The organism is Kitasatospora sp. NBC_01560 (assembly GCF_045208415.1).
In the GTDB taxonomy this organism is placed as follows: domain Bacteria; phylum Actinomycetota; class Actinomycetes; order Streptomycetales; family Streptomycetaceae; genus Kitasatospora.
In genome coordinates this window covers 1946683-1968784 of sequence record NZ_CP109364.1, presented here as the reverse complement: position 1 = coordinate 1968784, position 22102 = coordinate 1946683, and the positions used below count along the sequence as shown (strand labels likewise).

20 protein-coding genes and 1 riboswitch are annotated in these 22102 nt (G+C 73.5%); of the genes, 10 read left to right on the top strand and 10 right to left on the bottom strand.

The window, feature by feature from the left end:
- Positions 1-245: 245 nt before the first annotated feature.
- Together OH807_RS08105 and OH807_RS08100 are read left to right on the top strand one after the other, a co-directional pair.
- Positions 246-1751: a glutamate--cysteine ligase gene (locus OH807_RS08105; RefSeq protein WP_406195722.1), complete on the top strand. Its 1506-nt coding sequence runs from the start codon at positions 246-248 to the stop codon at positions 1749-1751.
- Positions 1752-1826: 75 nt separating this feature from the next.
- On the top strand, positions 1827-2615 hold the full coding sequence (locus OH807_RS08100) for a CPBP family intramembrane glutamic endopeptidase (protein WP_406195720.1): 789 nt from the start codon (positions 1827-1829) through the stop codon (positions 2613-2615).
- On the opposite strand, the gene OH807_RS08095 is transcribed toward OH807_RS08100, so the two are convergent.
- From OH807_RS08095 to OH807_RS08070, 6 genes are all read right to left on the bottom strand, one after another.
- Positions 2593-3126 (bottom strand): HAD domain-containing protein, encoded by a 534-nt coding sequence (locus OH807_RS08095; protein WP_406195718.1) that lies wholly within the window; start codon positions 3124-3126, stop codon positions 2593-2595. The two genes, OH807_RS08100 and OH807_RS08095, sit on opposite strands and share 23 nt — an antisense overlap.
- A gap of 102 nt (positions 3127-3228) precedes the next feature.
- Positions 3229-4491, bottom strand: coding sequence for an MFS transporter (locus OH807_RS08090; protein WP_406195716.1), 1263 nt, complete (start codon positions 4489-4491; stop codon positions 3229-3231).
- A gap of 129 nt (positions 4492-4620) precedes the next feature.
- Positions 4621-5322, bottom strand: a complete 702-nt coding sequence (locus tag OH807_RS08085; protein ID WP_406195714.1) for a dienelactone hydrolase family protein — start codon at positions 5320-5322, stop codon at positions 4621-4623.
- A 63-nt stretch (positions 5323-5385) separates the two neighbouring features.
- Positions 5386-6798 carry a sugar porter family MFS transporter gene (locus tag OH807_RS08080; protein WP_406195712.1) on the bottom strand — a complete coding sequence of 471 codons (1413 nt, stop codon included), beginning with the start codon at positions 6796-6798 and terminating at the stop codon, positions 5386-5388.
- A gap of 125 nt (positions 6799-6923) precedes the next feature.
- Entirely contained in the window at positions 6924-7547 is a 624-nt protein-coding gene (locus OH807_RS08075) for an FMN-binding negative transcriptional regulator (protein WP_406195710.1), read from the bottom strand.
- Between the two features lie 12 nt (positions 7548-7559).
- Entirely contained in the window at positions 7560-8222 is a 663-nt protein-coding gene (locus OH807_RS08070; RefSeq protein ID WP_406195708.1) for a pyridoxamine 5'-phosphate oxidase family protein, read from the bottom strand.
- A 34-nt stretch (positions 8223-8256) separates the two neighbouring features.
- Between OH807_RS08070 and OH807_RS08065 the strand changes: the two genes are divergently transcribed.
- Together OH807_RS08065 and OH807_RS08060 are read left to right on the top strand one after the other, a co-directional pair.
- Complete coding sequence (locus OH807_RS08065; protein ID WP_406195705.1) at positions 8257-9594, top strand: aminotransferase class I/II-fold pyridoxal phosphate-dependent enzyme; 1338 nt, start codon at positions 8257-8259, stop codon at positions 9592-9594.
- 156 nt (positions 9595-9750) lie between these two features.
- The gene (locus tag OH807_RS08060) at positions 9751-10968 is read left to right on the top strand and encodes a GDSL-type esterase/lipase family protein (protein ID WP_406195703.1); all 1218 of its coding nucleotides are present in this window, start codon (positions 9751-9753) and stop codon (positions 10966-10968) included.
- A 91-nt stretch (positions 10969-11059) separates the two neighbouring features.
- On the opposite strand, the gene OH807_RS08055 is transcribed toward OH807_RS08060, so the two are convergent.
- Complete coding sequence (locus tag OH807_RS08055; protein WP_406195701.1) at positions 11060-12418, bottom strand: NAD(P)/FAD-dependent oxidoreductase; 1359 nt, start codon at positions 12416-12418, stop codon at positions 11060-11062.
- Between the two features lie 331 nt (positions 12419-12749).
- On the opposite strand from OH807_RS08055, the gene OH807_RS08050 reads away from it, so the two are divergent.
- The 4 genes from OH807_RS08050 to purB all read left to right on the top strand — a co-directional run bounded on the left by OH807_RS08050 (position 12750) and on the right by purB (position 15993).
- Complete coding sequence (locus tag OH807_RS08050) at positions 12750-13505, top strand: HipA family kinase (protein ID WP_406195698.1); 756 nt, start codon at positions 12750-12752, stop codon at positions 13503-13505.
- Entirely contained in the window at positions 13502-13918 is a 417-nt protein-coding gene (locus tag OH807_RS08045) for a DUF3037 domain-containing protein (RefSeq protein WP_406195696.1), read from the top strand. The genes OH807_RS08050 and OH807_RS08045 overlap by 4 nt, the downstream gene beginning before the upstream one ends.
- A gap of 119 nt (positions 13919-14037) precedes the next feature.
- Positions 14038-14493 (top strand): MarR family winged helix-turn-helix transcriptional regulator, encoded by a 456-nt coding sequence (locus OH807_RS08040; protein WP_406195693.1) that lies wholly within the window; start codon positions 14038-14040, stop codon positions 14491-14493.
- Positions 14494-14562: 69 nt separating this feature from the next.
- Positions 14563-15993 (top strand): adenylosuccinate lyase, encoded by a 1431-nt coding sequence (purB, locus tag OH807_RS08035; RefSeq protein ID WP_406195690.1) that lies wholly within the window; start codon positions 14563-14565, stop codon positions 15991-15993.
- 7 nt (positions 15994-16000) lie between these two features.
- On the opposite strand, the gene OH807_RS08030 is transcribed toward purB, so the two are convergent.
- Positions 16001-17554 carry an MFS transporter gene (locus OH807_RS08030; RefSeq protein ID WP_406195688.1) on the bottom strand — a complete coding sequence of 518 codons (1554 nt, stop codon included), beginning with the start codon at positions 17552-17554 and terminating at the stop codon, positions 16001-16003.
- Between the two features lie 310 nt (positions 17555-17864).
- Positions 17865-18022, top strand: a riboswitch (cyclic di-AMP (ydaO/yuaA leader).
- 5 nt (positions 18023-18027) lie between these two features.
- Here OH807_RS08030 and OH807_RS08025 point away from each other — a divergent pair.
- Positions 18028-19023: a peptidoglycan DD-metalloendopeptidase family protein gene (locus OH807_RS08025; RefSeq protein WP_406195686.1), complete on the top strand. Its 996-nt coding sequence runs from the start codon at positions 18028-18030 to the stop codon at positions 19021-19023.
- 264 nt (positions 19024-19287) lie between these two features.
- On the opposite strand, the gene OH807_RS08020 is transcribed toward OH807_RS08025, so the two are convergent.
- Positions 19288-20007, bottom strand: a complete 720-nt coding sequence (locus OH807_RS08020; protein ID WP_406195684.1) for a DUF2470 domain-containing protein — start codon at positions 20005-20007, stop codon at positions 19288-19290.
- 270 nt (positions 20008-20277) lie between these two features.
- Between OH807_RS08020 and OH807_RS08015 the strand changes: the two genes are divergently transcribed.
- Positions 20278-21543, top strand: a complete 1266-nt coding sequence (locus OH807_RS08015) for an MFS transporter (RefSeq protein WP_406195682.1) — start codon at positions 20278-20280, stop codon at positions 21541-21543.
- A 145-nt stretch (positions 21544-21688) separates the two neighbouring features.
- Here OH807_RS08015 and OH807_RS08010 read toward each other — a convergent pair whose 3' ends face one another.
- Positions 21689-22096, bottom strand: a complete 408-nt coding sequence (locus tag OH807_RS08010) for a RidA family protein (protein WP_406195678.1) — start codon at positions 22094-22096, stop codon at positions 21689-21691.
- Between the last annotated feature and the right edge of the window lie 6 nt (positions 22097-22102).

Sequence of the window (22102 nt, the reverse complement as noted above, 5' to 3'; positions counted from 1 at the left end):
CGCTGCCGTCGACGAGGGTTTCGGAGCGGCAGCGGCCCGGCCTGGGCGCAGTGCGAATTCTATCGAACAGGTGCACAGGGTGACCTGTTTATCACAGGCCGTGGCGTCGGGCAAGTCGAGGGATGTGCTGAAAGACCATCAGTTTCCTTACATTGCAAGCCGTTAGAAGCAATCGGGTATCGATCTTCGGGGTGGGCATGATGCTTGCACGGTCGCTCGGCCGGGCGGCTCAGGAGGAGGGGATCATGGGCGAGAAGGTCGTGGCGACGCGGGCGGACCTGTCGGACCGGCAGCTCTACCGCCGCAAGCTCCAGTCCTGTCTCGACGCGCTCGGTCGGATGCTGCGGGAGGACCGGTTCGACCGGCCGCGGGCGGTGATGGGCCTGGAGATCGAGCTCAACCTGGCCGACGAGCAGGGCCTGCCGGTGATGCGCAACGCCCAGGTGCTCAGCGCGATCGGCTCCAGTGACTTCCAGACCGAGCTGGGCCAGTTCAACATCGAGGTCAACATCGCCCCGCACCGGCTCTGCGGCCACGTCTTCGAGGAGCTGCGCGAGGAGATCGACACCGGGCTGCGCTACGCCGACCGGCGGGCGGCCGAGGCCGGCGCGCGGATCGTCATGGTGGGAATCCTGCCGACCCTGGAGAACGACCACACCGGGCTGGACGCGATGTCGCTCAACCAGCGCTACAGCCTGCTCAGCGACCAGATCCTGGCCGCCCGCGGCGAGGACATCACGCTGGACATCGAGGGTGTCGAGCGCCTCCAGCTGGAGTCGATCACCATGGTCGCCGAGGCCGCCGCGACCTCCCTGCAACTGCACCTGCAGGTCACTCCCGAGCGGTTCTCCTCGGTCTGGAACGCCGCCCAGGCGATCTGCGGCCCGCAGCTCGCGCTCGGTGCCAACTCGCCGTTCCTGTTCGGCCGCGAGCTCTGGCGGGAGACCAGGCCGGTGCTCTTCCAGCAGGCCTGCGACACCCGTTCGGCGGAGCTCAAGGCCCAGGGCGTGCGCCCGATCACCTGGTTCGGCGAGCGCTGGGTGGACTCGGCCTACGACCTGTTCGAGGAGAACCTGCGGTACTTCCCGGCACTGCTGCCGATCTGCGACGACGAGGACCCGGTCAAGGTGCTGGCCTCCGGCGGCGTGCCGCGGCTCGCCGAGATGCGCCTGCACAACGGCACCATCTACCGGTGGAACCGCCCGGTGTACGACGTCAGCGGAGGCGTGCCGCACCTGCGGGTGGAGAACCGGGCACTGCCGGCCGGGCCGACGGTGGCCGACACGCTGGCCAACGCGGCCTTCTACTACGGCCTGGTGCGGGTCCTGGCCGAGCAGCCCAGGCCGATCTGGACCAGGCTGCCGTTCGAGCGCGCCGACGAGAACTTCCGCCAGGCGGCCCGGTACGGCCTGGACGCGGTGTTCCAGTGGCCGCGGTCGGGCCGGGCCGGGCGCGGCAGCGGCACGGTCACCGTCCCCGCCGTGGACCTGGTGCTGGGCGAACTGCTGCCGCTCGCGCACCAGGGGCTGGACGAGTGGGGCGTGGAGCCCGCCGACCGGGACCGCTACCTCGGCATCATCGAGCAGCGCTGCCTGCGCCGGGTCAACGGGGCCTCCTGGCAGAGCGCGACCTTCCACCGGCTGCGCGAGCAGTACGGGATGGACCGGCCGGCCGCGCTGGCCGCGATGACCCGGCGCTACATCGAGTACATGCGCGGCGGGGAACCCGTGCACACCTGGCCGGTCGGGTAGCCGCCCGCTGTGGAAGGATGACCGCTCCGGCGGTCGGCCGACGGCCGGAGCGATGCCGGACCGCTGGAGCACGCCGTGACCACCGCACCGACCGACCCGGAGACCGCGGAGCCGACGCGCCGGCTGCTCGGCGTGGAGCTCCTGATCGTCCTCGGCCTCTCCCTCGGGGCCAGCGGCATCGGCGCGCTGATCAGCTTCACCGGCTCACTCACCGAGACGCTGAAGCTCGGCCAGCAGGTCGCGACCCTGAACTCCTCGCGCGCCCCCGGCCGGCCCTGGCTGGACCTCGCCTGGCAGCTCTACTACATCGCGCGCGGCCTGATGCCCGTCGCCCTGGTCGGCTACCTGCTGGTCCGCGAGGGCGCCTCGCTGCGGGTGCTCGGCTTCGACCTCGGGCAGAAGCTGCGCGACCTCGGTCGCGGCGCCGCCGTCGCCGCCGCGATCGGCGGGTCCGGCCTGGCGCTCTACCTGCTCTCGCAGGCGGCCGGCTACAACCTGACGGTGGCACCGTCCGGGCTGCCGGACGTCTGGTGGCGGATCCCGGTGCTGCTCGCCTCGGCGTGGCAGAACGCGATCCTGGAGGAGGTCGTCGTCCTCGGCTACCTGCTGCGCCGGCTGGGCCAGTTGGGGTGGTCGTGGCCGGCCGCGCTGGTGGCGAGCTCGGTGCTGCGCGGCTCGTACCACCTGTACCAGGGGGTCGGCGGGCTGATCGGCAACATGGTGATGGGCGCGGTGTTCTGCCTGCTCTACCGGCGGTGGGGGCGGGTGATGCCGCTGGTGGTGGCGCACGCGCTGATCGACACGGTGGCGTTCGTCGGGTACGCGCTGCTGGCCGGGCACGTCAGCTGGCTGCCCACCGGCTGAACGGCCTCCGGACGGCGAGTGCGCGCGGCGGGCGGGCGAGCAGCCGGTCGACGTGCCGCCGCTCCAGGCCCCGGGCCGGGTCGATCGGGAGCAGGACGCGGTCGCGGCGCCAGAGCGCGTTGCGGACGAGCCGGCCGGGGATGACGTCGTCGATCCAGGCGAACGGCCGGCCACCGGCGTGGCGCAGCAACGGGGCCCACTTGGCGGCCGAGAAGAGCTCCATCAGCGGGACGCGCGGATCGCCGGGCTGCGGGACGTACCCGGTGAAGCGGACCACGGGCAGCTCGGGCAGGCCGATCGCCGGGGCGATGTGGGCGTTGGCCTGCTCCTCCCAGGTGGTGGCCCAGACCAGCTCGTAGCTGCCGGCCAGCTCGCGCAGCCAGGCGCCGTGCCGGGCGGAGAGCAGGACGGTGTAGCCGAGCAGGGTGTGCGCGTCGAAGCCGGCGTCCGGCTCCGGGCAGACCGGGTTGAGCACGCCGTCGACGTCCAGGAACAGCAGTGGCTTCGGCATCGAGCGCCCTCCGGGTGTGGCTCCGTCGTCACCTGGTCGGACGAGCGGCGCCCCCCGGTGGTTGCCCACCGGAGGGCGCACGCGGGGGCGCACTCCGGCGCGTCAGGAGGTGCCGACGGGTTCGGCGGGGCGGGGCGACGCCTCGGCGACGGTGCGCCGGGAGAGCCGCCGGACCTGCGGCTCCAGCAGGACGACGGCGCTCAGCAGCAGGCAGAGCGCCGTGCACGCCCAGAGTGCGCCGGAGAGGCCGAGTGCGGTCGCGGCCGGTCCGGCCAGGGCGGTGCCGACCGGGGAGAGCGAGAGCGAGCCCAGGTGGTCGTAGGCGGAGACCCGGGAGAACATCGCGGCCGGGATCTCCTGTTGCAGCGCGATCATCCAGTTGACGCCGAAGACGGTCACCCCGGCGCCGGAGAGGAACATCGCCAGGACCAGGACGGGCAGCGGTGCGGCGACCGCGAGCGCGAGGGCGGGCACGCCGAAGAGGAAGACGCCCCAGTTGCCGACCAGCAGGATCCGGCGCGGCTGCCAGCGGACCATCAGCAGGCCGGTCACCACCAGGCCGAGGCCGTGGGCGGCCAGGGCCAGGCCCCAGTCGCGCGCCCCGCCGAGCCGCTGCTCGGCGACGACCGGCCCGTACACCGCGTCGACGGCGGTGATGCAGGCCATCAGGACGGCGAACTGGAGCACGATCACCCAGAGCCAGCGGCGGGAGGCGAACTCCTGCCAGCCCTCGCGCAGGTCGCGCAGCATGCCGCCGCCGGGTTCGGCGTCGGCCGCCGCCTCGGCCTCCAGGAAGAACCGCAGCGAGGCCGCGAGCAGGAAGCAGCCGGCGTCCAGCGCCAGCACCCAGCCGGGGCCCACGGCGGCGGTGAGCGCGCCGCCGAGCGCCATGCCGCCGATCTGGGCGGAGTTGAGCGCCAGCCGGAAGACCGAGAACGCCCGCCCGGCGTGCTCCGCGGCCACGCTCTGCATGATCATGCCCTCGGAGGCGGGGGCGTAGAAGGCGTGCCCGGCGCCGCCCGCCGCGGCGAGCAGCATCAGCTCCCAGAGCCGGACGTGGCCGTTCAGCACCAGGACCGCCAGGACGGCCTGCGAGACGGCGCTGAACAGGTTGGCGGCGACCATGACGTGGTGGCGCGGCAGGCGGTCGGCCAGGGCGCCGCCGACCATCAGCAGCAGGACGACCGGCACCAGCCGGGCGGCGGTGACGTAGCCGACCTCGGCGGCGGAGCCGCCGCTCGCCAGGACGGCGAAGGCGGTGGCGATCGGCGCGCCGGAGTTGCCGAGGCCGCTGATCACGGTGGCGGCGGTCTGGATGCGGAAGTTGCGGCCGGCCCAGGGGAAGCGGCGCCCGCGGGCGGGCACGGGGCGGGACGGCGGCTGCGGAGGGCCGGGGAGCGGGGCCGGGCTCGTGGGTGGGGGTTGGCTCTGCACTCCGTGACTATGGCCGGGCCGGTCGTCCGTGTCCATCCGATTGTCGGACGGGCGGTGGCGTCAGCCGAGGTGGCCCCAGAGGAAGCTCAGCGTGCGCCGCCAGGCGATCCGGGCCTGGAGCGGGTCGTAGCCGCCGAGCCGGTTCTCGTCGTTCATGAAGGCGTGCCCGGCCGGGTAGAAGTGGATCTCGGGGCGGATGTCGGTGGCCTCACCGATCCGGATCGCCGCCTCGTCCACGGCGGTCATCGGGATCGAGCGGTCGTGCTCGCCGAAGTGGCCGAGGACGTGGGCGGTCAGGCCCCGGTAGTCGAACTCCGGGTCGGGCGGCAGCCCGTAGAACGGCACAACGGCGGCCACCCGGTCGCCCTCGGCCGCGGCCAGCAGCAGGGCGAAGCCGCCGCCCATGCAGAACCCGGCCACGCCGACCGCGTCGCCGACCACACCGTCCAGCCCGAGCAGGAAGTCCACCGCGCCGCGCAGGTCCACCACGGCCCGTTCGACCGGGAGTTCGCGCTTGAGCCGGGCGGCCTCGGCGGCGTCGTGGGTGGTCGCGCCGCCGAAGAGGTCCGGTGCGAGCACCGTGAAGCCCTCGGCGGCGAAGCGGTCGGCCACGGCCGCGACGTGCGAGGTGAGGCCCCACCACTCCTGGACCACCACCAGGCCGGGGCCGACGCCCTGCGGCGGCCGGGCCAGGTAGCCGTGGGCCTCGCGGCCGTTGCCCGGGAAGGTGACGTTCTGCCGGGAGCCGCCGTGCTCGGGCATGGCTTCCTCTCGGGGGGACGGGCCGCGCGCGGCGGCGTGGACGGCGGTGCCGCGGACGCGGGCTCAGCCCATCTCCTCCAGGGCGCGGCCCTTGGTCTCCTTGATGCAGAAGGCCACGAAGGGGATGGAGAGCAGCGCGAAGGCCGCGTAGATCACGTACGTCGCCGACAGGTTCCAGTCGGCGAGGTCGGGGAAGCTGACGGTGATCGCCCAGTTGGCGAGCCACTGGGCCGAGGCGGCGACGGACAGGGCGAGCGCCCGGATCCGGTTGGGGAACATCTCGCCGAGCAGGACCCAGACCACCACGCCCCAGGAGAAGGCGAAGCAGAACACGAAGACGTGCGCGGCGACCAGGGCGACGGTGGCGTAGGTGTCGTCCAGGGTGGCGGTGTCGCCGGTGCCCTGCCGGAAGGAGAACGCCCAGGCGGCGGTGGACAGGGCCAGTGCCATGCCGGCCGAGCCGGCCAGCGCGAGCGGCTTGCGGCCGATCCGGTCGACCAGGGCCATCGCGACCACCGTGCCGACCACGTTGACGATCGAGGTGGAGAGGCTGATCAGCAGCGAGTTGGCCTCGTTGATGCCGACGGACTGCCAGAGGAAGGAGGAGTAGTAGAAGATCACGTTGATGCCGACGAACTGCTGGAACACCGAGGCGCCGATACCGACCCAGACGATCGGCAGCAGCCCGAACCGGCCGCCCAGCAGGTCCTTGAGCCGCGGCTTGTGCGCGGACTCCAGCACGGAACGGATCTCGGCGACCCGGGCGTCGAGGTCCACCCCCTCGCCCTCCACCTCCAGCAGCACCTTGCGGGCCTGCTCCTCGCGGTGGTCGGCGATCAGGTAGCGCGGGGACTCCGGGATGGCCAGCGCCATCAGCCCGTAGACCAGTGCCGGCACCGTCTCCACGCCGAGCATCCACTGCCAGGCCTGGATGCCGCCGAGGTGGCCGGTGGACTCGCCGCCGGCGGCCTGGTTGAGCGCCCAGTTGGCGAGCTGCGAGACGGTGATGCCGAGCACGATGGCCAGCTGCTGGAAGGAGGCGAGCCGGCCGCGGTAGGCGGTCGGTGCGACCTCGGCGATGTAGGTCGGGGCGATCACCGAGGCGATCCCGATCGCGACACCGCCGACCACCCGCCAGGTGGCCAGCACCTGGATGCTCGGCGGGAACATCGAGCCGACGCCGCTGATCGCGAACAGCCCGGCGGCCAGCAGCATGGTGCGGACCCGCCCCAGGTGGTCGGCGAGCCGGCCGGCGGCCACCGCGCCGGCTGCCGAGCCGAGCAGGGCGATGGCCACCACGAAGGCCGTCTCGCCGTTGCCGACCCCGAAGTGCTTCTGGATCCCGGTCACCGCGCCGTTGATCACCGCGCTGTCGTAGCCGAACAGGAAACCGCCCATCGCGGCCGCGGCGGAGATGAAGACGACGTGCCCCAGGTGGGCCTCGCCGGAGGCGGGATGGGTCTGGGTGGTGGACACGTACGCTCCCCGAGTGGACAGGCCCGTCGGCACAGCCGCATGGGCAGGGTTCGCGTCACATTCGATCAGCACCTGTCCGGCTTCGCCCGAAATCAGGCCGATCGGGTGACTCTGCGTCAGCCCTGCTACCCCGTGCGCCGCGCGTTACGCCGGAGCAGTTGCGTGCGTACGCCCTCGTCCAGGCCCTGCCCGCGTTCCGCCAGCCGGTCCGCGAGGGCGTACTGCTCGGCGGCGGGCTTCTTGTCGTCGTACTTGAACTTGGCCCGGACCTCGCGGACGGTCAGCCGCAGGCCGCGCAGACCGGGGAGCAGCCGGCCGAACGGGCCGTCGCCGGGCACGACCCGGACCTGCGGCGTCTCGGGCTGGAAGTGCCCCAGCTGCCGGTTGAGGATCTCCGCCTTGCCGGCCGCGTCCGCCACGATCTCGGCCGTGCAGACGAACTGCACCGAGGCGTAGAAGCTGGTGGGCGTGCCCGGCTCGCCGCGCCAGTGGCCCGGGGCGAAGGCGTAGTCGTCGGTCACCGCCAGGGTGACCGACGGGTCGGCGCGGACGGCGGCCAGCAGCGGGTTGGGCGCGGCGAGGTGGAGCAGGATCTCGCCCGCCTCCGCGTCCAGCAGGAAGTGCGTGGGGACGAGCACCGGGCTCTCCCCGGGGCTGCCGTTGGCGGCGAGCAGGCCGAAGTCGCGGCCCTCGGCGAGCCAGGCCCGCCACTCGGCCTCGTCGCCCCGGTCCCAGGATCTGATCAGCATCGTCGGGCCCGCTCAGCCGGTGAAGTCGCGCAGGTGCGCGGGGAGCGGCACGGTGGTGGAGGTGTGCGGCTCGGGCGTGCCGTACACCGTGGACACCGGTACGACGCCGGCCCAGTACGGGAGGCCGAGGTCGGCCTCGTCGTCGTCGGCGCCGTCGGCCCGGGTCTTCGCGGAGACCTCGTCCAGGACCAGCCGGACGACGGCGGTGGCGGCCAGCTCCTTGGCGTTGGCGGGGCGGACCTCCGCGGAGCGGCCCGGGACGGTCTGGTCGACCAGTGCGTCCAGCGCGACCGACAGCTCCTCGGGGTCGGTCACCTGGTGGGCGGTGCCGTGGGCGACCACCGAGCGGAAGTTGACCGAGTGGTTGAAGGCGGACTTGGTCAGCACCAGGCCGTCGACCAGGGTGACGGTGACGCAGACCGGAAGGCCCTGGTCGCCCTTGGCGCCGCGCAGCGGTCGGCTGCCGGTGGAGCCGTGAAGGTAGAGGCGGTCGCCGACACGGGCGTAGATGGTCGGCAGCACCACCGGGGCGCCGTCGGCGACGAAGCCGAGGTGGCAGAGGTAGGTGCTGTCCAGCACGGCGTGGATGGCGTCCTGCTCCCAGGTCGCCCGGTCCTTGTAGCGGGTCGGGGTGGTGCGCGGGGTGCGGGAGTAGGACGCGGCGCTGCCTGACATGACAACCTCTATGTACTAGTGCATAATCTGTTTTGTGCTAGGAGACTATCCGATCAAGGGTCGGCGCGCCAGCGATATCGCGGCCGACGTCGAGCAGGGCGTCAGTACCGGACGGCTCGCGCCGGGCACCCCACTGCCCCCGCTGCGCGACCTGGCCGCCGAACTCGGCGTCAACCCCAACACCGTGGCCGCCGCCTACCGGCTGCTCCGCGACCGGGGCGTCATCGAGACCGCCGGCCGCAAGGGCAGCCGGATCCGCCCGCGGCCCGCCACCGCACCGCGCGACCAGATCCGGATGCCCGTCCCGCCGCACGCCCGCGACCTCTCCCACGGCAACCCCGACCCGGCCCAGCTGCCCGACCTCACCCCCGCCCTGGCCGCGGCCGCCGGGGCCGCCCGCCGCGACCCCGTCCGCTACGGCCGCCCCTCCGCCGACCCCGGACTGCTCGCCCTGGCCGCGGAGGGCTTCCGCGCCGACGGCCTGCCCGCCGGGCCGATCGCCATCGCCTCCGGCTCGCTCGACACCATCGAGCGGATCCTCGTCACCCGGCTGCGCCCCGGTGACGCCGTGGCCGTCGAGGACCCGGGCTGGGGCAGCCTGCTGGACCTGCTGCCGGCGCTCGGCCTGCGCGCCGTGCCCTTCCGGCTCGACGACGACGGCCCGCTGCCCGGGGCGTTCGCCGACGCCCTCGCGGACGGCGCCCGCGCGGTGGTCGTCACCAACCGGGCGCAGAACCCGACCGGCGCCGTGCTGACCGCCGACCGGGCGCGGGAGCTGCGCACCGTCCTGGCCCGCCACCCGGCGGTGCTGCTGATCGAGGACGACCACGGCCACGGCATCGTCGACCAGCCCTACGAGTCGCTGGCCGGTGCCGGTTCGCAGCACTGGGCGGTGGTCCGGTCGGCGGCCAAGGCGTACGGGCCGGACCTGCGGCTGTCGGTGGCGGTGGGGGATCCGGAGACCGTCGCGCGGGTGCTCGGGCGCCAGCGGCTCGGGGCCGGCTGGGTGAGCCACCTGCTCCAGGCCACCGTCGCGGAGCTGTGGCGCACCGACGCGGCGCCGGCCCCGCGGGTGGCGGCCGCCTACCGCGCGAAGCGGGAGGCGCTGCTGCAGGCACTGGCCGCCCACGGCATCGAGGCGCACGGTGCGAGCGGGCTCAACGTCTGGGTGCCGGTGCCGGACGAGACCACCGTTCTGGCCATGCTGGTGCAGCGCGGCTGGGTGGCGGCGCCCGGCTCGCGGTTCCGGCTGCAGTCCCCGCCGGGCCTGCGGATCACCGTCACGGAGCTGGACCCGGCCGGGGCGCGACGGCTGGCCGACGATCTGGCGGCCGTCCTGGGAACGGACGGTGCCGTCTCGCGACCGATCTGAACCGACCGGTAACACAGCGAGAAACCTGGTGCAGATACCTAGCGGTAACAAGCGCGGGCATGTCATCTTCATCGCGCCACCGGCCGGCGGCCCACCCTCACCTCCGCGTCTCCCCGCCTCCTCACAGCGGGCGAGACCGACCGCAGGAGTTCCGCCGTGCCCGAAAACTGTTCGAGCATCACTCGCAGAACCACCCGCACCACCCGCGCCCCCCGGCTGACCCGCCTCGCCCGCCGGCTGCTCGCCGCCGGGCTCACCCTCCCGCTCGGCGCGGCCGGCCTGCTCGCCGTCGCGGCCGCGCCCGCCCGGGCCGCGGCCGGTACGGGGACGACCGCCAGCGTCACGCTCGGCGACAGCTACATCTCCGGCGAGGCCGGCCGCTGGAAGGGCAACGCCGTTGTCACCAGCGGCAACCGGGCCGGCACCGACCGGGCCTGGACCGGCAGCGCGTACGACCCGAGCCGGGTGTACGGCGCGACCGCGGCGAGCGGGTGCGACCGCTCCGACGTGGCCGAGGTCCGCAGCGCGCCCACAGTGGCGCAGGCCCAGATCAACCTGGCCTGCTCCGGCGCCGTCGCCGCCAACGTCTACCGCGCCGCCAACGGCGGCCAGTCGTTCAAGGGCGAGGCGCCGCAGGCCGACCAGCTCGCCACGGTGGCGAGCCAGTACAACGTCAAGCTGATCACCCTGTCGATCGGCGGCAACGACCTCGGCTTCTCCGACGTGATCACCACCTGCGTCTCGGACTACCTGGTCTGGTACTCCTACTGCAACGACGACCAGCAGTCCGCGATCGACTCCCGGATGTCGGCCGCGATGGCCGGCGTGGGCAAGGCGCTGGACGAGATCCGCACGGTGATGTCGACCGCCGGCTACCGGACGGGCGACTACCGGGTCGTGCTGCAGTCCTACCCCTCGCCGATCCCGCGCAGCGCCGAGATGCGCTACCCCGAGAGCGGCTGGAGCCGCTCCGACACCGGCGGCTGCCCGTTCTGGAACGCGGACGCCGACTGGGCGCGGGACTCGCTCGTCCCGCAGATCTCCCGGGCGCTGGCGGGGGTCGCCGCCGCGAAGGGCGCGCAGTTCCTCGACCTCGCCGACATGCTGCAGGGCCGCGAGGTGTGCGCCAAGGCCGCCCGCCAGGCGACGTCGACCACCGCGCCGTCCGCCACCACCAGCGAGTGGGCGCGCTTCGTCGACGGCGGGCTCAGCTCCTCGCAGGGCGTCATCCAGGAGTCGATGCACCCGAACTACTACGGGCAGCAGGCCCTCGGGCAGTGCCTCACCCTGCTGTACGCGCGGCCCAGCGGAAACTACGCGTGCCGCAACACCGCGGGGAAGGACGCGAGCGGGATGTACCTGACCGCGAAGTAGCGGCCGGGGACGGGCCGGTGCCCCTGCCGGGATCGGCAGGGGCACCGGTCGTTCTGTCTCGTGCCGCGCCCGCGCGGCGGGCCCGGTGCCGTCAGCCCTTGGCCAGCAGGGCCTGGGCGTGCGCCCGTACCTGATCCTTCGTCAGATAGGCGTCGGTGTACTCGAAGTCGCGCAGCCGGGCGGGCTGGCGGGCGAGGAAACCCGTCCGGACGAAGTCGTCGCCGGCGGCCGCGTTGAGCAGCCAGTTGGCGCCGACCCGGAACTTGGCGACGTTGGTGCGCATCGCCATCAGGTGGTAGCCGCGCGCCACCAGCTGGGCCGGGACGCCGCGCAGTTCGATGCCGATCGGCTTGGAGACGGCGTCCTTGCCGCCGAGGTCCACCACCAGGCCCAGGTCCTTGTGGTAGTAGGGCTCCAGGGGCTGGCTGCGCAGGGCGGCGATCACGTTGCCGGCCACCGCGCGGCCCTGGCGGGCGGAGTGCTGGGCGGTCGGCGGGCAGACCGCGCCGTCGCCCTTGGCGAGGTCCGGCACCGCGGCCGCGTCGCCGAGGGCGAAGACGCCCTCGAACTGCGGCACCCGCATCTCGGCGGTCACCGCGATCCGGCCGCGGACGGTCTCGGCGTCCAGGGTGCCGATCAGCGGGCTGGCCGCGACGCCGGCCGTCCAGATCAGGGTGCGGCAGGGGAGCACCCGGCCGTCGGTGAACTTGACAGTCTCGGCGCCGACTTCGGCCACCGAGACGCCGAGCGAGACCTCGATGCCGCGCTCGCGCAGCACCTCCAGCGCGGCGGTGCCGAGGGCGTCGCCGAGCTCGGGCATCAGCTTCGGGGCGATGTCGATCAGGTGCCACTTGATCTGCCGGGCGTCCAGCCGCGGGTAGCGCTGGGCGGCCGCCGTGGTCAGGCGCTGTAGGCAGGCCGCCGTCTCGGTACCCGCGTAGCCGCCGCCGACCACCACGAACTGGAGCCGGGACTCGCGCTCCTTCTGGTCCAGGGTGGCGGAGGCGAGGTCGAGTTGGGCGATCACGTGGTCGCGGACGTACGTCGCCTCGGCGAGCGTCTTCATGCCGCGCGCGTAGTCGGTCAGGCCAGGGATGTCGAAGGTGCGGGTGACGCTGCCGGGGGCGAGGACCAGGTAGTCGTACTTCTGCGCCACCACCTCGTCGGTGATCTTGCGGACCACGCAGACCTTGGAGCGCGGGTCCACGCCGATCGCGCCGCCCGGGACGATGTGGGTGCGGCGCAGCGTCCGGCGCAGCGAGACCGCGACCGACTGCGGTGTGAGCACCCCGGCCGCCACGTGCGGGAGCAGTGGCAGATAGAGCTGATAGCTGAACGGCGTGACCAGCGAGATCTCCGCCTCCGAGGGCGAGAGCTTGCGTTCGAGGCGGCGAGCGCACTCCAGTCCGGCGAAGCCGCCGCCCACGATCAGGATCCGAGGTCGTTCCATCGCTCATCCTCACAGTGCAGGTCGTACCGCGCAGGGTCCGAGGTCACTACTGCCCGCCACACTCGCACGGCGCAGCACGGCCTGCCACCGGGGCGGCGCGGATGGCGCAGACGGGTTCTGCGGGGGTGTGACGGCGGCGCGGTGGAGGTGCGCAGGGGGGCGGGAGCGCCGGGGGGGAAGGGTGTGGGGAGGACAGGGAGGACAGGGAGGACAGGGAGGAAGGGGAGGGAGGAAGGGGGCGGGGGAGCGGCGGTGCGGTGCGGGAGGGGGCCGGCACCGCACCGGTGGAGTGCGGGGCCGGGGCGCACACCTGCCCGATAGGCTGTCGGCTGTGCTCACCGAGGTGACGGCGGTCCGCTACGTGACCCCACTGCGAGAAGGCGGCTCGATGCCGGGCCTGGTCGAGGCCGACGACCGGCGGCTGTACGCGCTGAAATGGGTCGGCGCGGCACAGGGCCGCAAGGCGCTGGTCGCGGAGGTGCTGGCGGGCGAACTCGGCCGCCGGCTCGGCCTGCCGGTGCCCGAGCTGGTGACGGTCGACCTGGACCCGGTGCTGGCGCGCAGCGAGCCGGATCCGCAGATCCAGGACCAGATGCGGGCCAGCGGTGGCCGCAACCTGGGCATGGCCTTCGTCAGCGGCGCGCTCAACTTCGACCCGCTCTGCTTCGAGGTGGACGCCGAACTGGCCGGTCAGGTGCTCTGGTTCGACGCGCTGATCGGCAACGTGGACCGCTCCTGGCGCAACCCCAACCTGCTGGTCGCCACCGGCGGCCTGCGGCTGATCGACCACGGCGCCAGCCTGATCTTCCACCACCACTGGGCCGGCGCGGCGGCCTGGGCCCGCCGCCCGTACGACGCGGCCGGCCACGCGCTGCTGGGCGCCGAACCGGACCTCGCGGCGGCCGACAAGACGCTCGCCCCGCTCGCGGAGGCCGCGATCGAGGGTGCGGTGGCCCAGATCCCGGACGTCTGGCTGGAGGACGAGCCGGGCTTCGACTCGCCCGGGGCGGTGCGCGCCGCGTACCGCGAGCTACTGACCGCGCGACTGGCCGGTCCGCGTGACTGGCTGCCGGAGGTGCCCGCATGACCGAGCCCGTGCCGCAGGCCCCGGCGGCCCCCGCCGAGCTGCACGACTACGAGTACGCCGTGATCCGGGCGGTGCCCCGGGTGGAGCGCGGCGAGTTCGTCAACGTCGGCGTGCTGCTCTACTGCCGGCAGAGCGCCCACCTGGCCGCGCGCACCCACCTGGACCAGTCCCGGCTGCTGGCGCTGGACCCGGTGGTGGACGTCGCCGGGGTGCGGCGGGCGCTGCACGGGATCGAGGCGGTCTGCGCAGGCGGGCCGGCGGCCGGCCCGGCGGCGGGGGACAGCCCCGGGCAGCGGTTCCGCTGGCTGACGGCGCCGCGCAGCGCGGTGGTCCAGCCGGGGCCGGTGCACACCGGTCTGACGGCCGACCCGGAGACGGAGCTCCGGCGGCTCTTCGACCAGCTGGTGCTCTGATCCGGGCTGCGCCCCGTAGGGTGGCCGGTGCGGCATCCGGCGTTCCGGGCGGTTGACCTACGGACCTTTGCCGTGGTCAAAGCTTGAGTTGCTGAAGCACTTCGCCTTACCCTGGTCCCATGGGTTCGACAGCGACGACGACCGTACCGACCAACGGTGAGTTGATGGAGGCGTTGGCCGCCGTCGGCGCCGCCTACTTCCAGGACTTCGCGGCGGCCGCGGCCCGGCACGGGCTGTCCTCCTCGCAGGCCAAGGCGCTCGGCGCCGTCCAGGAGCCGGTGCCGATGCGGGCGCTGGCCGGGCGGCTCGGCTGCGACGCCTCCAACGTGACCGGGATCGTCGACCGGCTGGAGTCCCTCGGGCTGGCCCACCGCGAGGCGGCGGCCGGGGACCGGCGGGTGAAGATCGTCGTGATCACCGACCAGGGCCGGGAGATCCTCACCCTGATCCGCGCCGAGATGGGCCGCACCCACGAGGCCTTCGGGGCGATGACCGACGAGCAGCGGGTGTCCCTGCACTCGATCTGCGCCCAGGTGCTGCCGGTGCTGACCGGCCGGGCGGTTCCGGGCCGGTAGCGCCCGCCCGTGCCGGACCGCGGAGGTCGGCGCCGCTCCCGCTGACCTCGGCTGTTAGGCTTGCGAAGCGTGAGCGCGAAGCCCCAGATCCCCAATGTCCTGGCCTCCCGGTACGCCTCGGCGACCCTGGCCCAGCTGTGGTCCCCCGAGCACAAGGTGGTCCTTGAGCGCCACCTGTGGCTCGCCGTCCTGAAGGCCCAGCAGGACCTCGGCGTCGAGGTGCCCGCGGGTGCCGTCGCCGACTACGAGCGGGTGATCGACCAGGTCGACCTCGGCTCGATCGCCGCCCGTGAGCGGGTCACCCGCCACGACGTGAAGGCCCGGATCGAGGAGTTCAGCGAGCTCGCCGGGCACGAGCAGATCCACAAGGGCATGACCTCGCGGGACTTGACCGAGAACGTCGAGCAGCTGCAGATCCGCCAGTCGCTGGAGCACGTGCGGGACCGCACCGTCGCCGTGCTGGTGCGCCTGGGCCGGCTCTCCGCCGAGCACGCCGAGCTGGTCATGGCCGGCCGCTCGCACAACGTGGCCGCGCAGGCCACCACGCTGGGCAAGCGCTTCGCGACCGTCGCGGACGAGCTGCTGGTCGCCTTCCGCCGCCTGGAGGAGCTGATCGCCCGCTACCCGCTGCGCGGGATCAAGGGCCCGGTCGGCACCGCCCAGGACATGCTGGACCTGCTCGGTGGCGACACCGACAAGCTCGCCGAGCTGGAGCGCCGGGTGGCCGGTCACCTCGGCTTCGACAACGTGCTCACCTCGGTCGGCCAGGTCTACCCGCGCTCGCTGGACTTCGAGGTGCTGACCGCCCTCGTCCAGCTCTCCGCCGCGCCGTCCAGCCTGGCCAAGACCATCCGCCTGATGGCCGGCCACGAGCTGGTCACCGAGGGCTTCAAGGAGGGCCAGGTCGGCTCCTCCGCGATGCCGCACAAGATGAACACCCGCTCGTGCGAGCGCGTCAACGGCCTGGCCGTCATCCTGCGCGGTTACGCGTCGATGACCGCCGAGCTGGGCGGCGACCAGTGGAACGAGGGCGACGTCTCCTGCTCGGTGGTCCGCCGGGTCGCGCTGCCGGACGCCTTCTTCGCCTTCGACGGTCTGCTGGAGACCTTCCTGACGGTGCTCGACGAGTTCGGCGCGTTCCCCGCCGTGGTCGAGGCCGAGCTGGACCGCTACCTGCCGTTCCTGGCCACCACCAAGGTGCTGATGGGCGCGGTGCGCGCGGGCGTCGGCCGGGAGACCGGCCACGAGGTCATCAAGGAGCACGCCGTCGCCTCGGCGCTGGCGATGCGGGCCGGTGCCCGCGAGAACGAGCTGCTGGACCGGCTCGCCGCCGACGAGCGGATCCCGCTGGACCGGGCCGCGCTGGACGCGCTGCTGGCCGACCGGCTCTCCTTCACCGGCGCGGCCGGTGCGCAGGTCGCCGAGGTGGTCCGCCGGGTCGAGGCCGTCGCGGCCGCCTACCCGGAGGCCGCCAAGTACGCCCCGGGCGACATCCTCTGACGTCGGGTCAGTCGGTCGAGGGCCCCGCTGCCGTTCCGGTGGCGGGGCCCTCTCCCGTTCCCGGGGGGTGCCCGGTGCCGACGTGGCCCGGGTCCAGCGGCGGGGCGTTGGTGCCGCACGCGTAGCGGCAGTCCGGCTCGGCCACCGGGCGTTCCTCGGGGGCCAGGACGTTGCCCCGGACGGTGGCCGCCGCCGTCAGCCCGCCGGTGACGAGCAGCCCGGCACAGATCAGCATCGCGGTGTGGAACGCGGCGTCCACCGAGGCCGGCACCTGGTAGGCGTCGCCGCTGAGCCCGGCCAGTGCGGGCAGGGCGGCGACCGCCAGCAGGCCGGCCGCGCGGGCGGCGGCGTTGTTGACGCCGCTGGCGATGCCCGCGTGCCGGACCTCCACCGCCGCCAGCACGGTGGCGGTCAGCGGGGCGACCAGCAGGACCATCCCGCAGCCCATCACGGTGACGGCCGGCAGCACGTCCACCCAGTAGGAGGCGCCGGGGCCGATCCGCAGCATCAGCAGCACGCCGGCCGCGCAGAGCAGCGGGCCCACGGTGAGCGGCAGCCGCGGGCCGATCCGCTTGCCGAGCCGGCCGGCCCGGGCGGAGAGCGCCAGCATCAGCACGGTGATCGGCACCAGCGCCAGCCCGGACAGCAGCGGGGAGAAGCCCGCGACGATCTGCAACTGCACGACCAGCAGGAAGAAGACGCCGCTGAACGCCGCGTACACGCAGAGGGTGACCAGGTTGACGGCGGTGAACAGGCGCGAGGAGAAGAGGCCGAGCGGCAGCATCGGCTCCGCGGAGCGGCGCTCGACCTCGACGAAGGCCCAGCCGAGCAGCAGCCCGGCCACCCCCGACACCCAGACCCCGGGGGTGAGCCCGCCGCCGGCCGCCGTCAGTGCGTAGGTGACCGCGCCGAGGGCGAGCGCGGCGAGTGCGGCGCCCAGCACGTCGAACCGGCCGGTGGCGCTCTCGTCCCGGCTCTCCGGCACGTGCCGGGACGCGACGGCGACCACCAGCGCGGCGAGCGGCACGTTCAGCAGGAAGATCCACCGCCAGCCCGGACCGTCCACCAGCCAGCCGCCGACGAACGGGCCGACCGCGGCGGACACCCCGCCGAGGCCGGACCAGAGGCCGACCGCGGCCGAGCGGTCGTCAGGGTGGAAGACCGCCTGGAGCATCGCCAGCGAGCCGGGTGTGAGCAGCGCCCCGCCGATGCCCTGCACGGCCCGGGAGGCGATCAGCACCTCGATGGTGGGCGCGGCGGCGCAGGCCGCGGAGGCGACGGCGAACCAGACCACGCCGAGCAGGAAGATCCGGCGCCGTCCGTAGCGGTCGCCGAGCGCGCCGCCGAGCAGGATCAGCCCGGCCAGGGTGAGCAGATAGGCGTTCAGCGTCCACTGCAGGGCGGCGAGCTGGGCCCCGAGATCGGCGCCGATCCGCGGCAGGGCGACGTTCACGACGGTGCCGTCGAGCAGCGCCATGCTGGAACCGAGCACCGTCGCCAGTAGTACCCAGCGACCCTGCGCGGTGCTCAGCCGCAGGGTGCCGGCCTCGGAGGTGGCCACGGCCCGATCGTCCGCCCCGGGCGCCCACGTGACAAGGCTCACCGGGGGTGTGTCGGTGAATGGCTTTCCGTAGGCGACCGAATGCGGACGGGAACCGAAATCGGCGGAGTGTCGTGGATCAGTGGCGCGCGGTGAATCGATTGTGCACATACCGTGCAGCCGATCATTCGGAGCGTCACGGTGCTCCGGGCCTTTGTTGCGGGTTCAAGAGATCGACATTGCTTCACCCGGACGGATGGGTTTTAGTTCAGCGACCGCCCGGCATTGGCCCGGGTGGCCACCGGGTGGAACGCCTAGTCCTGCCGCTGCCCGGTGGTACGAACCGAACTCTGTACGGCAGGAGCGGGGGACCCAAAGGTAAGTCGCCGGACCGGAATTCACGGTCCGGCTTGGGGTGAAGCCGCCTATGCGGCCGGGCAACTCCAGCCCGAACCCGACAGCTCACCTCGCAGGCGTCGGAGAGGAAAACCCCCATGCCCGCACAGGCTCGTCGTATCGCCCTGCCCCGCGCCGCCCGCATCGGTATCGCCACCGCCGTCACCGGCGCCGCGTTCGCCCTCCCGCTGGTGACCACCATCAGCGCCCAGGCCCACACCGCCCCGGCCGCGAAGCCCGCGCAGACCAGCACCTGGACCGGCGCCACCAGCGTCGACGCCACCCCGGCCGCCGCCGCGCAGCCGGCCGCCGAGACCGCCGCCCCGGCCGCCGCCGCTGCCGAGCAGAGCTACAAGGTCGTCGGCGGGGACACCCTGTCGAAGATCGCCGCCGCCAAGAACGTCGACGGTGGCTGGCAGGCGCTGTACGAGCACAACCGCTCGGTCGTCGGTGCCAACCCGAACCTGATCCACCCGGGCCAGAAGCTCGCGCTGGGCACCGCCGCTCCGGCCGAGGCCGCCAAGCCGGCCGCCCCCGCCGCGAAGCCGCAGGCCTCGCACGACTCGGTGAAGCCGGCCCCCAAGCCCGCCGCCCCGAAGCCGGTCCAGGCCGTCAAGCCGGCCGCCCCCGCCGCGAAGCCCGCCGCGCCGGCCACCACCCCGGCCCCGGCCGCCGTGGCCAGCACCTCCGGCTACGTCGCCCCCGTCGCCAACCCGAAGCTCGGCACCGCCTACGGCGTGGCCGGCTCGATGTGGGCCTCCGGCCACCACACCGGTGCCGACTTCGTCGCCTCCACCGGCACCCCGCTGCGCGCCGTCGCGGCCGGCACCGTGGTGAAGGCCGGCAACGGCGGCGCCTACGGCAACGAGGTCGAGATCAAGCTGGCCGACGGCAAGTACGCCGAGTACGCCCACCTGTCCTCGATCGGCGTGAAGATCGGTCAGACCGTCACCGCCGGCCAGCAGATCGGCCTCTCCGGCGCGACCGGCAACGTGACCGGCCCGCACCTGCACTTCGAGATCCGCACCGGCTCGGAGTACGGCTCGGACATCGACCCGATCGCCTACCTGCGGGCGCACGGCGTCTCCATCTGACCTCTGGTCGGGACTTCCGCCGGGTGCGGGGCGAACGATCTCCGGGATGGTCATGTCGGGTGACCGCTCGACCGGATGATCGCCGCACCTTCGGCGGTACCACGGGCGCGGGACACGCCCAGGCCGGCCCGGCCCGCGAATTTCGATTCGCGGGCCGGGCCGGCCGCCGTCGTTTCCGCCGGTGCTCCGGTGCCCTTTTCCGCTGTTGGTTCCGGTGCCGTTTCCGGTCTTGTTTCCGGCGGGGAGGGCAGACAGGCCGGGAATTCAGGCGCGGTGTGCGGGCAGCGTGCGGTGCGCGGCGGTCAGCAGCTGGTGCACCCGGTGGCCGAACTCGTCGGCGTCCGCGGCCGGTTCGGGGAAGACCAGGCGGACGTCGCGGTGGCCGTGCGGGTGGTCCAGGCGCAGCACCAGGCCGTACCGGTCGAGCGCGAGCGGGCGGACGTCGGGCCGCCCGGTGAGGAGGGCGGGGTCGAGCAGCCGGGTGAGCACGGCGAGCGCGTCCGGGTGGTCGTCGGCGAGGTGGGTGAGCAGGCCGGCCTCGTAGCGGGCGAGCGGGTCGGGGCGCGCGAGCGAGATGTCGGCGCCGGTGAGCGCGGTCGTGCCGTACGGGGTGGAGAGGACGGCGTGCGCGACGTGCAGGCGCAGGTGCACGCTGAGCCCGTCGTCGGCGAGGTGGGCGAGGTGCAGCCGCCCGGCCAGGGTGAGGCGGCCGCGGACCCGGTCGCGGACGGCGACGGGCGCGATGTCCGTGAGGTCCAGCACGACGGCGAGGCCGTCCTGTTCCCTCGTCACGGCGAGGGTGAGCGGCGCGTCGAGCGGGGCGCTGAGCCGCAGCCGGGAGCCGTGCACCGAGACCGGGGTGTCGAGTTCGTGGTACTCGCCGCAGGCGCGGATCACCACCGAGGAGGTGGCGCCGAGCAGGCTGCAGACCCGTTCGGCGGCGGTGGGTTCGGGCGCCTCGGCGTCGGTGGGGCTGGGGCTCATGGCGACCTCCGGTGAGTTAGGTGAGCCTAACCTAATGACTTCGCCCCGCTGGGGCAAGCGGCCCGGGGTGCGCGGGCTCCCGTGTCGCGGGCCCGCGCGGTGCGGGCCTGCGTGACGCGGGCTCGCGCGGCACTCGGACGGCGCTTCCGGGTCCGGTGATTTGCGCATGGAGATAGTCCGCGCTTGCAAGTATCTGTCGATCGGTCGTATGGTCGACCTCGGTAGTTGCACGCGCAACATTCTCTGTACGCTCCGGAAAGCGGTTCCCTCATGCCCCTCGCGCTCCTGGCGCTGGCGATCAGTGCCTTCGGCATCGGTACCACCGAGTTCGTGATCATGGGCCTGCTGCCCGAGGTCGCCGGCGACTTCTCGGTCTCCATCCCCACCGCCGGCCTGCTCATCTCCGGCTACGCGCTCGGCGTGGTGGTCGGCGGGCCCCTGCTCACCGTCCTGGGCACCCGGATCCCCCGCAAGGGGATGCTGCTGATGCTGATGGGCCTGTTCATCGCCGGCAACCTGGTCTCCGCCGTCGCCCCCGCCTTCGGCCTGCTGCTCGTCGGCCGGGTACTCGCGGCCTTCGCGCACGGTGCCTTCTTCGGCATCGGTTCGGTGGTCGCCGCCGGTCTGGTCGCCCCGCACAAGCGGGCCGGCGCCATCGCCCTGATGTTCACCGGGCTCACCGCCGCCAACGTGCTCGGCGTCCCGATGGGCACCCTGCTCGGCCAGCACTTCGGCTGGCGTTCCACCTTCTACGTGGTCGCGGCGCTCGGCGTCGTCGGCTTCGCCGGGATCGCCGCGCTGGTGCCGGTCCGGGCGCGGGCCGAGGACACCCGGCTCGGCCCCGAACTGGCCGTCTTCCGCCGCCCGCAGATCTGGCTGGCGCTCACCATGACGGTGCTCGGCTGGGGCGGCATCTTCGCGATGTTCACCTACATCACGCCGATGATGACCGAGCTGGCCGGCTTCGCCGACTCCAGCGTCACCTGGCTGCTCTTCCTGTTCGGCGTCGGCCTCTTCGTCGGCAACCTGCTCGGCGGCTGGTTCGCCGACCGCGCGCTGATGCGCAGCCTGTACGTGATCCTCGCGGTGCTGGCGGTGCTGCTGTTCGCCTTCACCTTCGCCGCGCACAGCAAGGCGGGGGCGATCGCCACCATCCCGCTGATCGGGGTGTTCGGCTTCGCGACCGTCGCGCCGCTGCAGAAGCGGGTGATGGACCAGGCCTCGGGCGCGCCGACGCTGGCCTCGGCGGCCAACATCGCGGCGTTCAACCTGGGCAACGCGCTCGCCGCCTGGATCGGCGGGCTGGTCATCTCGGGCGGCCTCGGGTACGACGCGCCCAACTGGGTGGGCGGGCTGATGGCCGCGCTCGCCCTCGGGGTGGCGCTCTTCTCCGGTGCGCTGGACCGGCGTTCGGGCGTCACCGCCACGACCGACGGCGGTGCTGGTGACGCCGCCGCCGGCGGCGGCAAGGTCGTGGCGCGGGGCGGGGCTCCGGTCGGGGAGCCGGCCGGTGAGTCGGTGGCCGCGGGGCGGTGACCGGCCGCGCCGCGCCGGACGGGCGGTGACGCGGGAGGGCCCGGACGGTTCGCGTCCGGGCCCTCGGTGCCGTCGGGCTGCCCGGCCCGCGGGCCGGTCCGCCAGGACCGGTCGACGGGGACCGGTCGCTCAGGGGACCGGTCGGTCAGCCGATCACGGCCTGCGCGTCGATCTCGACCAGCATCGGCTCCTGCGGCAGCTCCACGAAGATCGTGGTGCGGCAGGGCTTCACGCCGCCCGGCTTGATGTTCTCGTCGATGAACGCGGCGTAGACCTCGTTCATCAGCGGGAAGTCGGACCGCTTGGTGAGGTAGACGCGGAACATCACGACGTCCTCGACGGTCGCGCCGCCGGCCTCCACGATCGCCTTGACGTTCTCCAGCGTCCGCCGGGTCTGCGCCTTCACGTCGCCGTGGTGCAGGTACTCGCCGGTGGCCGGGTCCTGCGGGCCCTGGCCGGAGACCTGGAGGATCGGGCCCTTGCGGACGCCCTGGGAGAACATCCACGCCGGGGCGGGGGCGTTGTCGGTGCGGATCTCGGTCTTGTCGCTCATGGGCTT